Raw genomic sequence first — 12,203 nt, forward strand, 5'->3', positions numbered from 1 at the left:
GAGCAATTATGCTGCACCGCGTATGGTTAAGCAGTGATGCATAACCCGCGATTTGCGCTCGGAACTAAAAACCCAACGAGAGATTAAACTCGCTTCCTATTTCGTTAGGTTGCAAGTCTGCTTACTGGATCGCACCAAGCAGCGCCGTATGGCAATCATGGGTCGAAAGCAGCCGATCTTCTCGCTGGACGCCTTTTGGTAGCGCAATACCCACCGAACAGGTCGACTAGGATAGGGGTTCAGCCGCTTGGATCGCCGTGCGTACCGCTCAAGAAGCAGAGCGCTCCGTAGTCCAGGCGCAGGACTATGAGCTTGTCCAGTTCAGCGAGCATCCGGCGCTCCAACTCTTCAGTGTCTTCTCCGGCCCGCACCTTGTCTGTGATGATGCTGGCATAGGCGCTCGTTCGGCACTGCCCCTCAGTGATGCAGCGCTGGAGCCCAGCGAGCTTCTGAGCCGTGGCTTTCGGATCGACGGGCTGAGCATCGTCTATGTGGTTCACACGTCCCATGCCGAATGGATCGTCAGAACCCATCGCACGTAGACCGCGGAGGCTACCACCTGCGAGAACTGGCGGGATGTAACAGCCGAGCATTCTAAGCACGCAACGTTAGTCAGTCCGTTGGATTTAGGCTTACCGGCACGCCGGTCGAGATCCGCTCAACAGGCAGTGCCAACCCTAGAGCAGGACCATTGCGATGGCCGCACTCAGGAATCCTATACCCAGTGCCATAAAGATCGCCGAAGCGTTAAGGGGCGAGCGGTCAGACGAGCTGGGCAGTAGGGTCATGGGCACGCAAACTACCCTGGGGGCTAACCGTTCCCGACCCAACTGGGTATCCGCCCCGCTGTGGCCTTGAGGTCACTGCCCTACCTCGCGACGGCCCCTTTGAAGAAGCACCGAAGGTGAGCCGGGTGCCTGCATTGGGTCGAAAGCGGCTGGCCCGCTCAATGCTGAGAAAGGGCCGTGAGCCGGCGCTTGCGGTGTCCAATTCCCCCGCGCTGCCGACCCTCACGCAACCGCCCGGCCAAGGCTGCACGGGCAGGACGGGAGGAACTGGCTTCGGTCTGCCTGGCGTTGCGTACTCACCTGCTACGGGCCGTGCGGTAACGCGAACGCCTCGGGCACGCATGCGGGGAAGGCTTCACTTTATTAGGCACCGCTTGGACCTGTCCCAGGGCGTTCGCTAAGCACCTCAATCAGGTTGTATGCTGGTCACCCAAGGTATGCCCGCACCTGTGACACCGACGCTGGGACCATTGCGCACGACCGACCGTTCTTCAGTCTCTCAGCGAAAGACCCCTATGAACAAGCGTATTCTCGTTGCGGCGTTTGTCGCAGCGCTCACTACTCCTGCCTTCGCCCAGGTTTTGGAAAGCCCGACCACTACAACCGTTATTGTCCCCCGTGGTGCGCCGGGTGTCGTCACCCGTCAGCCGGGCTCGACGGGTGAAGAGGGCTCTGCCAGCTACTCGCCGACCGGACGTGCTGCGGACGGTATTTCGAACGACTCAGCTGCTTCTGGCAATGAAGGGCAGCCCTCTCGAATGGGTTCGACGGGAAGCGGCGGCGGCAAGTAGTCATAGTCGAGGGTAGCCCCTAGCCCCTGGCAGCCCTTCTTCTATCCCTAAGTGTGGCCCCGGCGCGTCGCCTTCCACAGCACAGCGACGGCCTCATGCGCTGACCTTCTCAAAATGAGATGGACGTGCGATCCAGGCCGCTGGTGTAGGCAAAGTAGTAGCCGCCCCTGTCGGCCAGGGGCGGTGGTTAAGTCAACGTTGCCGGCCTGTCGCACAATCTTTGCTAGGGTAGCGTGTCGGGTTCCTCCCGAGCCGCGACCCCCACGCCTGCCTTCCCGTCTCAACTGACCGGGTTGAGGTGGGCGTGGGTGCGGCCGGGCGCCGACGCGATGTCCAGTCGCGCCAGTCCCGGCCGCTTTCCGCCCTGCCAGGGACGGAACTGAAATTCAGGGCCGCTCAGTCAGGAAGCCCAGCACGACGCGCACCTGCTGAACATGGGGCGGCTCGGGGATGCCGGGCAGTAGGGCTCCGATCCGCTCATGCACGGCCAGCCAGCGCCGCACGAGGCGCAACAGGGTCGGCCCATGAGGCTCGCGGCCTCGACGCTCGGCGCCGCCGTAGAGCGCGGACAAGCGCAGGTCCAAAAGGCGGACCTCGGCCACGAGGAACAGGAACCGGACGGTTTCGCCCAACGACAGGCGACGCACGGGCCGGGCGGCTGTGATGGGAAGTGTGGTCGGCATCAGGCGCGCATCCCGACAAGGGCCAGGACCGCGCACCCGGCGGCGGCCACGACATTGCCAGCGCCGCCCCACGGCAGCGGCGGGAACAGTTGGCGGACCTCTGCCGTCGCGACGGGGGCGGGCTCGGCCTGGACCTCGTCCTGCGGCGCCTCGATCACGGCGGGGGCTTCCTCGCGCGGGCGCGCGATACTGGTTTCGAAACTCCCGAGGTCGCCTAAGCGCACGATCTGCGCCGGCATGGTCGGACGCGGCGGCGGGGCGGTCTTGGTGGCCTGCGCGTCGGCGCCTTCCTCGATCCCGTCCAGGGCGGCGATGATCTTGTCCGCTGCATCAAGGGCGGTCTGCGCCGCCTCCTCAAGGCGAGCGCGGAGGGCGAGGCCGGCAAGCGGCGCCGGGGCTGCCGGTTCGGGCAGGCGCGGGCGAGGCGTGAAAGCGACGACGTTGGACATGGCGGGCACTCTGCGGGGGTATGGCGTGAAGGTCGGCTGGATGGGGCGAAGGGAAGGCTATTCCCCGCCCCAAGCCTCGCGGATCTCTGCAATCAGCGCCATGTTGCGGATCTTCATTTCGCAGAGCATTTCGTGATGGACGCGGGACACGAGGATGGCATCGCGGTCGGCCTCGGTCTTGGGGGCGCGGCGAGCTACTTCCTGAACGCACGCATCGCGGAGACAGCCGAGGCGGTTGCTTTCGGCCTCGATGATCTCCCCGCCGTCGTTTTGAAGGCGGATATTGGCGTCTGCATAGAACCGAACCTCCTGCGACACGTCGCTCAGAACCTCGGCCTCGCGGTGGAACACGTCGATTAGTCGAAGCAGGCAATCCAAGGGGACGGCCGACAGGTCCAAGTCGTAAGCGTAGGCGAATGCCTCGCGGCACAGGTCGCGATTGGGGATGGGCTGCCTGCTGGCGGGCAAAGGCGCCAGGGTATCGGCCAGCACGGCGTCAACGAACTGCGTCCCAAGGCGGTCCCAAGCGTCTTCTTGATGCTCGGTGCGATCCGCCGGGGCGTTGTAGCCGGCGGCGCCGATGGGGCCGAGGCATTTGAGGGCCATGCCGAGCGTGGTTTTGGGCTCGGTTGCCTCAAGCTTCTCCATAAGGCGCTTGGCCTCCGCATAGTAAGGGAGCCATTCCGTCTCCGACATGCGCCAGGCCATGTGCCTGCGGTCGGCCTTGATGTTGGCCGCGTAGGCTTTGCAGAACTCGGCGGCCAGCTTGGCAATGTGTGCGTCGGGTCCGAAATCGACGGCGACCGGCTCGCCCTTGATCGGCGCTGAGACAGGCTGCGCCTCCGGCTTCTGCGGGTACTCGTCGGCGTAGGCCAATGCGAACAGAGCGGCGGTGTTCAGTTCGTGCCCGATCTGGTCCAGGCGCAATTCGCGCTCGGACGCCATAGGATGCAGCCGGGCATACTCGGCCACTGAAATCCCGCCGGTCTCCAACGCCCGGCCGAGCGACGCCTTTGTCCAGAACCCACCCTCCGGGTCCATAAGCTCGGCGTACTCGTGCAGCGGGGCGCTGCGCTTGGAGTGCTCGTTGCAGGCGGAATGCCAAGCGGCCATGGCCTCGGGGCTGCCGGGAGCGGGGAGTGCAGCCGATGCGGCGGGGATCTGGCGCAGGCTCGCCCGCAAATTGGCGGCGCGCTCGCGGAGCGTTGGGGCGGCGGTCTCGGCTTGGCGACGGAAGGGATTGCGCATGGGATGGCCTCACGGTCTCGGGTGAGAGGGAGGCGCGGCGGGGTGAGCGCCGCGCGGTGGCGGCGGCTCAGACGGTCGGCACGAAGCCGTAGGCGAACACGCCCCCAGCGATGATCGCGACGGCGATTAGGGCCTCGCCCGCGATGTCGAGGAACCGCAGGGCACGGACGTGCGCGGTGTCGGGGCGAACGGGTGTGACGGCCTCCCATCCGCAAATCGCGCCGGGGGCCTCCTCGTCCTCGGGGGCATCTGCCGACACCCGCGAGCGGAGGTCGATCACCGGCACGGAACGGCGCGGAAAGTAGGCAGCGAGGCGACCGGACGGCGCGGCCTGCGGGATCGGGGCGGGGCCGGTGAGCGTGCCGAGGTACAGGCTCAGGTCTTTCGCCCGCGCCATGGCGATGCTGTAGGCGGGCTGATGGCCGGCGGAAAACTCGGCCTCGTCCAGCACCCACCACGCCAGATGACTGAACAGGGCCAGGGCCTCGGGGGTGGTGGCGCAGGCAACCGCGACAACAGCCATGCTGGCGTCGTCGTAGGCGGTTTCGGCGCGCTCGGACGCCTCGCCCTCGGGGGCGATCTGAAAAGCGTCGTAGGCGGCGCGGTGGGCCGCGATGGCGGTGTGGACCGGGCTGATAGTGGGAAGGGTCATGCGGGCGTGCGTCATCGTTCGCGCTCCTCGTGGGGCTCGTGGCGGTGGGTTCGGCGGGTGAAGTGGACTCACTCGACTAAGTGACTGTTCGGACTGTGCTTCCGTCCTCAAAAGGGGCGAAAATGGCCCTGCGGACTCACTCGCCCGTCACGGCTAGGCGCGGGCCAGGGCGTTGAAGGCGCCGGGGCGGCGGAACACCTTCCGCAGACGGCGTTGGGCGGCGTGGTGAGCCGTAGCGGGCTCGCCAGACGCGGCGGCGCGGTCGCGGTAATAGGCGATGAGGGCGGCGGCAGCCTCGGACGTCGAGGGCGTCAGGCTGTGCAGGTCGAACCGGGCGGCGGTGCGAGCCTGCCGCAGGCCGGCGCGGTAGGACTTCCAGCCGGCGGGGACGGGACGGCCGGCGCGGTGAAGAGCGCGAGCGTGGCGCCCAGCCTTGCGGTCGGCGGCGTCGGCTGCCTCGGCCCGGCGGATCGCGGCATAGATCGGGGCGGCGGCCACGGGGTCGGCACGGTAGGTGATGAGCGCGACGGCGGCGGCGAGGGCCGAGCGGCGGGTGAGGGCGACGACCATCACGCGATCTCCCCCGACAGGCCGGACGGGAAGCGGTTGCGGAGCTTGCGGGCCTGCCCGAGCGCCCAGGCGTGACGAGCGCGCATCGAGGCGTCACCGTCCGAAAGCTGGCGGCGATACCAAGCCGCGAGCCGGAGGCACCGAGCGTGATCCTGCCGGGCGTCGAGAAGCTGGCGCGCGGGGGTGCGGATCAGGGGGTGAGACATGGCGCGGCGGCTCAGTGAACGATGCCGGCGCGGGCGAGCTTCGCGGACTGCCAAGCAGCCTTGAGGCAGACGGCCATGGCAGCAGCCCAGGTGCCGCCGTGGCGCTTCTGGTGCTCGCGAGCGGCGAGGGTCGCGACGGTCATGATCGCGGCGCGGTCGAACTTGTGAGAGACGGCGAACGTCTCGCCACGGCCGGAGCGCGTGGTGATGTTGAGGGGGAGGTTGCGCGAGCGGGCGTAGGCCGAGGCGAGGCCGCGAGCGGCGAGCAGGCCGGGGACGACGGGGGCGCGGTCGGACTTGATGCCCCGTAGCGCGGCGGACCAAGAGAAGGAGCGGCGGCTGGAGTGGGACATCAGAGTTGATCCGCTTGGGGCGACGTGATACTTATGGATCACAAAGCGCCGAAGGTCAAGACCTAAAGATCGTAATGAGCCAAAAAGATCATTTCGGGGTGACGGGCAGGCAGATTGCAGCGGCGCGAACGCTGCTTGGAATTGGACAGGCAGATTTAGCCGCCTCGGCTTCGATCTCTGTCCCTACCTTGAAGCGGATGGAGGCTAGCGAAGGTCCGGCTTCGGGTATGGCGAACAACGTTCGCGCCGTGGTCGCCGCTCTTGAGGCCGCCGGCCTCGATTTCATCCCCGAGAACGGGGGCGGCGCTGGCATCCGGTTCCGGGAGCGGAAGGGCGCGTGATTTGCCGACACGCCGAGAAACCCTGAACATGCGCGACCGATATCAATTGCGCCTGCTATTCGAGCGAAATCGCTTTTACGGAACGGTCAACAACCTTCGCAGCCTTGAGCAAAAAGGGCTCGTCGCCCCGACACAGGCGACGGACGAAGAGGTTCGGGTGGAGTGGACCATCACGGAAGCTGGCCGCACAGCGCTCGCAAAGGTTGAGCCATGACCTTCGTTCACAACGAGCGCACGAAGCTGACGGCGACTTATCTGATTACGGCATCTGGTGGACTATTCGGTGCAGGTGTCGTCGCCCCCACTGCGGCGGCAGTCTTTGGGGTGACTGGCCCCGCTGGGCACCTGCCGACATTGACACTTGGGCTCGGCGCACTGATCTTTCTATGCGCTAGCCTCGCGCTGCATGCTGCAGCCCGTCACGTCCTGAAGGGGCTTAAGCCGTGACCGATGTTCAAATCCTCGCCTTTATCATCGTGCCGGCCGTCGCCGTAGTGTTCGGCTGGGGCCTCGCGTTCTGGGCGCGTCGGGCGGCCTAAGCTCGCTGCGCTTTCTCCCGAGTTGCCCGCTTCTCGGCCCGGCGTTCGCGCAGGATCGCGGCGAAATCGGTGCCCTCTGACTTAGACGCCGAGGCTCTCGCCTTGCTTTGGGAGGGATCGGAAGGGCATTCGACCCGTCGTTGCCGCTCGCGAAACCGCGCCAAATCCTCCGGGTCGAACCGCTTGCGGATACGCTTCAGCCCCATACCGACCGCGATGTAGGCAATATCTCCCCGCGCCACGTGAGCGTCGAAGGCACGGCGGCCCACCCGGAGGAGTTTCGCGGCTTCGTTGGCCGTGAAAAGGTTGGAAGTCAGCATGGTCGGGAGATCCGGCTTGATGCCTGAGGTCATAGCGAGCGCGATGATGGCACCTGATGCCTAGGACTGCCGCGCGAGTTACCCAAGCTGACATCGCCCGCGCGATCCGCGCCATGCGAGCGGCGGGCTACTCAGATGTGCGGGTGGTGTTCAAGGATGATGCTGTCATCGTGGAGGCAGCGCCCAAGGTGTCGAAGACGACCCCGGATCCCTTGCGGATCATCCCATTATGAGGTGCCCTGACGTAATCCAAGTCACGTTCAAGCCGCAGCCGTACTCTAAGTCACTTGCGTAATTGTGATGCGTTGGAATACCGAATTTTAAATGCAGACGGAAACCTCCGCCTACTTCAGTTCGTATCGCACGGCATGAGCAACCGATCCGACCTCTACAACCCGCTTCTCCGTGCCATCGCGACCGCCCTGGACGTGCCAGTGACGGCGTTTCTCAGCGATCCGTTAGGCGATGAGGGTGGGGACGTGATCGCCCTTCTGCGAGCATGGGCCGCCATTGACGACGCGCAGGGCCACCGCCGGGTCCTCAACGCCGCCCTACGCGAGGCGGATCGCTCGTCGGAGGGTTCGGATGTAACGGCTGAGAACGTCAGGCCGTTCACTCCAGATCATAATTGACCCCTCGGACCCGTAAGGGCAGCACCAACTGTCTCGGTGGTTTGCCTACTTCGATGACCAAGCTATTTTGGGGCCAATTTTAGGTAACTATCGGTCAATCAATTCGTACCAACATGCGCCCTGAGCCGTGCCGCAATTCGGCTCTTTGTCCTTCCAAGGACTTGCCGGCCCGATCCGCTGACCCCTGGACACTCAAAAGATCGGGCCGGTATCTATCTCGGCGGCCACATGGGCTCGGCCTCCGGCCCCTTCCATCCGCTAATGCTGGCTTCCCGCGTCCCTGGTTTGCATCCTGCGAAGTGGTCGCGACGCGGCGCTCGCCGTACACCGTTACCTCCTCCCAAGGAACTTCTCGCCCGCCCGGCTCTGCCGCGGCGGGATTTTTTTGGGCTATGCGGCCGCTGTCCCTCGCAAAGGGGATCACTACCAAGCTTCTTTTTTAGCCATCAGGCCTGCAAAATAACTTGGATCAAATCACGTTTCTACGCGTCGATAACATCGATCGAGCTAAAACTTCATATGGTTGGATACGTTGGAACAGGCTCGCGAAGCATTGATCGCCAACCTACAGCTGCATGCCAGAGCGGCAAGATTGAAAATGGCGCTCAGCACATTTGATGTCGGACGCCTGACGAAAATTTCCGCAGCCGCAGTCGATAACATTGAGCACGGTGATAAAGGGGGGCAGCTTTCGCTTGATGAATTAATTGAACTTGCACGGTTCCTTGGCCTGACCACAGCTGGGTTGCCGCGAGCCAAGCCAGTAGCGCTTCCTCCCCAGCCCAATGGATGACGTCATCTAGGAGGCGCCTTCAGATGCTTTGCAAACACTGTGGCTACCTTTTCATGTGCCGCCAGCGAACTGTTTCTTCACATTCATCGACGGCAGCCTCGACTAGACAGGGCCCCTAGCCGTTCAGTGCAGATGGACACAACCTTCCTGCCGTCGAAGATGTGGCTAGCAGCAAGCCCTTCTGGAGTGGCTGGGATGCCGCCCGCGGTGTTCGTCGAGCGTTGGCGGTTCCTGACCGGCGAGCCCCCGGCCATCATGCTCGACTCGCATCGAGCGATGCTAGCGCTCCTCGTCGAAAGCGTACCCTTGCCGCCGTTCGAGGCGCTAGTCCCTAGCTGGGACGTACATGCTCTCGCCGGCAGGGATACAGGCTTGCTTCCTATCCTTCACGACCACTGCCAACGCGACTAATGTGCGAAAGTCCTTACGAGGGACACGCCGGCTCGATCTTATGGCCCCCGTTCAACGGATCGGGCCGGCACCTACCGCGACGCCACCTCGGCTCGGTCTCAAACCATTTCCGCCCGCAGCCCCATTGCTGCACCGCTTAGACCTACTTCGAGGGCGATGTGATGATTGACAACGGTGAAGGGCGTAGCCGAACAACAGTTGATCGCGTTGCGGACATTGTCGCTGCCTACGTTTCGAACCACCGCGTGGCTCCTGGCGATATGACTGCTCTGATAGCAGCAGTGCATGCTTCTCTCGGCGGATTGGCAAATGATCGCCCAGTCAATGTATCAGACTTCGTGAAGGCAACCCTAGCGGAAATCAGCAAATCAATAAAACACGATGCACTGGTCAGTTTCATTGACGGAAAATCATATAAATCACTAAAAAGACATCTCAGAGCTAATGGGATGACTGCCTCTGAGTATCGTTTGCGATATGGGCTTTCTCCGGACTATCCGATGGTTTCTGCCTCATACAGCGCGGAACGATCAAAAATATCTGCCCAAACTATCTTGGTTTTGCGAAGTAAGGGACGCCCTGTGGGACGAAACCAAAGAGACCATTAGAACTAGAAAAGGCTTCACAATTCTCTGGCTTTCTCAGGAGGGTTATTTAATTAGATATTGAGACTTGGTCCTTAACCATTTATTAACTCGGTTGGCCCTTATTCCGTCCAGCGACCGGGCTCCACCCTCACCCGAGCGCCTTCAGAGCAGCGCAGGGCAACCGCGCGGCCTCGTCGGCGCAGTCGCGTCTTATGCCTCGTCCACTCCATAAGCCTTTACCGTCTCACGCCCCTCGACGGTAAGGAACCATGCCCGACCGTCGCGGTGCGCGATACGTGAGGCGGCGCGCTCCTCGACCAGCCCCATCTGCGCGAGCAAGTGCAGCGCACCCGGGTAGGCCCCAAGGCGAAGCCCGCCAGGGGTCAACGCGACCGCACGCAAAGCCGACAATTGCTTCCCACGGAGCGGTGGGGGGAGCGCGTTCGCGCAAGGCTTCTTCCTCATTGGTCTTTTCGGCGCATATCCACAGCCGTCCACATCGTCCCAGATCTCCGCGCTCGGCTGCAGGCCGCGGCCGGTTGAACTTGGCCTCCGGCTAAGGCTTGTTCACTCTTTGTTCTAGAGGCAGTTGCGCCGGAGGCGAGTCATGCCGCGTCGATTGGGTGGGGATGAGCGGCGGGCGCGTTGCGCAGCCGGGATCGCCCGATGAGCCTACGCCGGGTCGCGACGCTGCCCCAGGACGGGCCGGGCACGGTGCGGGTGCCCCTGGTCGGCCCGGCCGTCTGCGCGGGCTTTCCCTCGCCGGCGGACGATTTCCTCGAGGGGGCGCTCGAACTCCCGCGCTGGCTGGTGCCGAACCCGCCCGCGACCTTCCTGATGCAGGTGCGCGGCGAGAGCATGCGCGGGGCGGGCATCTTCGACCGCGATCTCGCCTGCGTCGACCGCAGCCTCCTACCGCAGCACGACAGCGTCGTCGTGGCGGTGGTTGACGCGCTGCTCAGCTGCAAGCGCTACCGCATCGAGGGCAACACCCCCCGGCTCGCCTTCGACAACCCGGACCTGCCCGCCTTCGCCGTCGACGAGGCGAGCGAAGTCGAGATCTGGGGCGTGGTGCGCTTCACCATCCGCTGGCACGTCGCGCGCGGACGGCTCGCGTGAGCGGCCGCGCCCCCCGGGCCGTCGCGCTGATCGACGGCAACAGCTTCTATTGCTCCTGCGAGCGGGTGTTCGATCCGAAGCTCGCCCGCGTGCCGGTCATTGTGCTGTCGAACAACGACGGCTGCGCCATCGCCCGCACGGCCGAGGCCAAGGCGCTCGGCATTCGCATGGGCGAGCCGTACTTCAAGATCCGCGACCTGTGCCGCAGCCAGGGCGTGCGCGTGTTCTCCTCGAACTACACGCTCTACGGCGACATGAGCGGGCGCACGAACGCCGTCTACCGGCAGTTCAGCCCGCGGGTCGAGATCTACTCGATCGACGAATCCTTCCTCGATCTGTCCGATGTGGCGGCCCCCGTGCGGGTGGAGCTCGCCCGCGACCTGCGCGCCACGGTGCGCGCCTGGACGGGCATCCCGACCTGCGTCGGCATCGGGCCAACGAAGACGTTGGCCAAGCTCGCCAACCACATCGCCAAGAGCGTGCCGGCGCTGGACGGCGTCTGCGACCTCACCGACGCGGCGGCCTACGACCATTGGCTGTGTCGGGTGGCGGTGGGCGAGGTCTGGGGCATCGGCCGGGCGTCGCTGGCCAAGCTGGAAGCGATGGGCGTCGAGAGCGTCGCGGACCTGCGCGACCTCGATCCCCGGCCGGTGCGCAAGGGCCTGACCGTGGTGGGCGAGCGCATCATCCACGAGCTGCGCGGGCTCGCCTGCCTGCCGCTCGATCTTGTCCCGGCCCGGCGGAAGGGCTGTGCGGTGACGCGCTCGTTCTCCGCGCGCATCACCGACCGGGCGACCCTGGAGGAGGCGGTGGCCGCCCATGCCACGCGGCTGGGTGAGAAGCTGCGTCGGGAAGGGCTCGGCACGGATCACGTCACGGTCTTCTATCACACGAGCGAGCACGACCGGGATGCGCCGCAGCGCTCAGTGGCGACGACGGTGAGCCTGCCCGAGCACAGTTCGGACACCCTGGCGCTGATCCAGGCGGTGCGCCTTGGCGTGGCTAAGACCTGGCGCGACCCGAGCCCCGACCGGCCGGCCTGGCGCTACAGCAAGGCCGGCGTGGTGACGAACGACCTGTGGCCGCTGACCGACAGCCCCCGGGCGCTGATAGGCGCCCTCGACCGCGCGCGCTCAGGCTCGCTGATGGCGGCGATGGACGCCTGCAACGCGCGGTGGGGGCGAGGGGCAGTGGTGCCGGCGCGGGCGGGGCTAGTGGCGCGGCGGGAATGGACGACGAAGTTCGATATGCGAACGCCGCGCTATACGACGCAGGTGGCCGAATTGCCGGTGGCGCATGCATGAATGGAGACGGCGGCGTTCAACCTGCGTCGCCAACAAAGGCTTCTCTGACAATCTCCAACGTCCTTAGGATCGCAAACCCGGTCGTCTCCGCATCTGCTTCACCCTCGGCTGTGTCGGGAAAGATCGCCACGGACTCGGCATTATCGCCGCCCTCGCGCCCGACGATCAGCTGCAGCGTCATGCCGACTTTCTCGTCTTTGGCGCGGATCAGCGCCACGAAGTGGCCGACAGCGGTGCCGTAGACCTGAAGCGGGCTGAAGGCGTCCACGGTCTCGGGAGGCGCTTCGGCCTCTGTGCGGCGGAAAGTCGGGCGAATCACGTTGTCCATGCCCGACGATATCGCTGCAGATCGCGCCATGCTGTGCACTCGATGCATTGAGCAATCGCCGATCGTGCATCAGCGACGCCCTGCTGCTA

The 12,203-nt window shown here is 64.9% G+C and carries 16 protein-coding genes; 6 read left to right on the top strand and 10 right to left on the bottom strand.

Translation table 11 applies throughout. From position 1 onward, the window contains the following. Positions 1-239: 239 nt before the first annotated feature. Complete coding sequence (locus MKK52_RS02590; RefSeq protein WP_243952186.1) at positions 240-533, bottom strand: hypothetical protein; 294 nt, start codon at positions 531-533, stop codon at positions 240-242. Between the two features lie 770 nt (positions 534-1,303). Here MKK52_RS02590 and MKK52_RS02595 point away from each other — a divergent pair. Next, positions 1,304-1,579 carry a hypothetical protein gene (locus MKK52_RS02595; protein WP_243952187.1) on the top strand — a complete coding sequence of 92 codons (276 nt, stop codon included), beginning with the start codon at positions 1,304-1,306 and terminating at the stop codon, positions 1,577-1,579. A gap of 386 nt (positions 1,580-1,965) precedes the next feature. On the opposite strand, the gene MKK52_RS02600 is transcribed toward MKK52_RS02595, so the two are convergent. The 7 genes from MKK52_RS02600 to MKK52_RS02630 all read right to left on the bottom strand — a co-directional run bounded on the left by MKK52_RS02600 (position 1,966) and on the right by MKK52_RS02630 (position 5,740). Further along, on the bottom strand, positions 1,966-2,262 hold the full coding sequence (locus MKK52_RS02600) for a hypothetical protein (protein WP_243952188.1): 297 nt from the start codon (positions 2,260-2,262) through the stop codon (positions 1,966-1,968). Continuing rightward, on the bottom strand, positions 2,262-2,711 hold the full coding sequence (locus MKK52_RS02605; protein WP_243952189.1) for a hypothetical protein: 450 nt from the start codon (positions 2,709-2,711) through the stop codon (positions 2,262-2,264). Before MKK52_RS02605 ends, MKK52_RS02600 begins: the two co-directional genes overlap by 1 nt. A gap of 57 nt (positions 2,712-2,768) precedes the next feature. Further along, a complete protein-coding gene (locus MKK52_RS02610; RefSeq protein WP_243952190.1) occupies positions 2,769-3,959 on the bottom strand; it encodes a hypothetical protein in 1,191 nt (396 codons plus the stop codon). Positions 3,960-4,026: 67 nt separating this feature from the next. Continuing rightward, positions 4,027-4,611 carry a hypothetical protein gene (locus MKK52_RS02615; RefSeq protein ID WP_243952191.1) on the bottom strand — a complete coding sequence of 195 codons (585 nt, stop codon included), beginning with the start codon at positions 4,609-4,611 and terminating at the stop codon, positions 4,027-4,029. 153 nt (positions 4,612-4,764) lie between these two features. Then, complete coding sequence (locus MKK52_RS02620; RefSeq protein WP_243952192.1) at positions 4,765-5,181, bottom strand: penicillin-binding protein; 417 nt, start codon at positions 5,179-5,181, stop codon at positions 4,765-4,767. After that, on the bottom strand, positions 5,181-5,387 hold the full coding sequence (locus MKK52_RS02625; RefSeq protein ID WP_243952193.1) for a hypothetical protein: 207 nt from the start codon (positions 5,385-5,387) through the stop codon (positions 5,181-5,183). Before MKK52_RS02625 ends, MKK52_RS02620 begins: the two co-directional genes overlap by 1 nt. Positions 5,388-5,398: 11 nt before the next feature. Beyond that, complete coding sequence (locus MKK52_RS02630; protein WP_243952194.1) at positions 5,399-5,740, bottom strand: hypothetical protein; 342 nt, start codon at positions 5,738-5,740, stop codon at positions 5,399-5,401. A 369-nt stretch (positions 5,741-6,109) separates the two neighbouring features. Here MKK52_RS02630 and MKK52_RS02640 point away from each other — a divergent pair, with 369 nt between their 5' ends. Beyond that, complete coding sequence (locus tag MKK52_RS02640) at positions 6,110-6,295, top strand: helix-turn-helix transcriptional regulator (RefSeq protein WP_243952195.1); 186 nt, start codon at positions 6,110-6,112, stop codon at positions 6,293-6,295. Positions 6,296-6,616: 321 nt separating this feature from the next. Here MKK52_RS02640 and MKK52_RS02645 read toward each other — a convergent pair whose 3' ends face one another. After that, a complete protein-coding gene (locus MKK52_RS02645; RefSeq protein WP_243952196.1) occupies positions 6,617-6,940 on the bottom strand; it encodes a helix-turn-helix domain-containing protein in 324 nt (107 codons plus the stop codon). Between the two features lie 1,164 nt (positions 6,941-8,104). On the opposite strand from MKK52_RS02645, the gene MKK52_RS02650 reads away from it, so the two are divergent. From MKK52_RS02650 to MKK52_RS02660, 4 genes are all read left to right on the top strand, one after another. Continuing rightward, positions 8,105-8,365 (top strand): helix-turn-helix domain-containing protein, encoded by a 261-nt coding sequence (locus tag MKK52_RS02650; RefSeq protein WP_243952197.1) that lies wholly within the window; start codon positions 8,105-8,107, stop codon positions 8,363-8,365. A gap of 572 nt (positions 8,366-8,937) precedes the next feature. After that, positions 8,938-9,384, top strand: coding sequence for a MucR family transcriptional regulator (locus tag MKK52_RS27205; protein ID WP_409564611.1), 447 nt, complete (start codon positions 8,938-8,940; stop codon positions 9,382-9,384). 645 nt (positions 9,385-10,029) lie between these two features. Further along, complete coding sequence (locus tag MKK52_RS02655) at positions 10,030-10,482, top strand: LexA family protein (protein WP_243952198.1); 453 nt, start codon at positions 10,030-10,032, stop codon at positions 10,480-10,482. After that, positions 10,479-11,786, top strand: coding sequence for a Y-family DNA polymerase (locus MKK52_RS02660; protein WP_243952199.1), 1,308 nt, complete (start codon positions 10,479-10,481; stop codon positions 11,784-11,786). The genes MKK52_RS02655 and MKK52_RS02660 overlap by 4 nt, the downstream gene beginning before the upstream one ends. Before the next feature lie 16 nt (positions 11,787-11,802). Here the strand turns inward: MKK52_RS02660 and MKK52_RS02665 are convergent, their stop codons facing one another. Beyond that, positions 11,803-12,114 (bottom strand): hypothetical protein, encoded by a 312-nt coding sequence (locus MKK52_RS02665; RefSeq protein WP_243952200.1) that lies wholly within the window; start codon positions 12,112-12,114, stop codon positions 11,803-11,805. Positions 12,115-12,203: the final 89 nt, after the last annotated feature.

Source organism: Methylobacterium sp. J-067, assembly GCF_022829465.1.
Lineage (GTDB): Bacteria > Pseudomonadota > Alphaproteobacteria > Rhizobiales > Beijerinckiaceae > Methylobacterium > Methylobacterium litchii.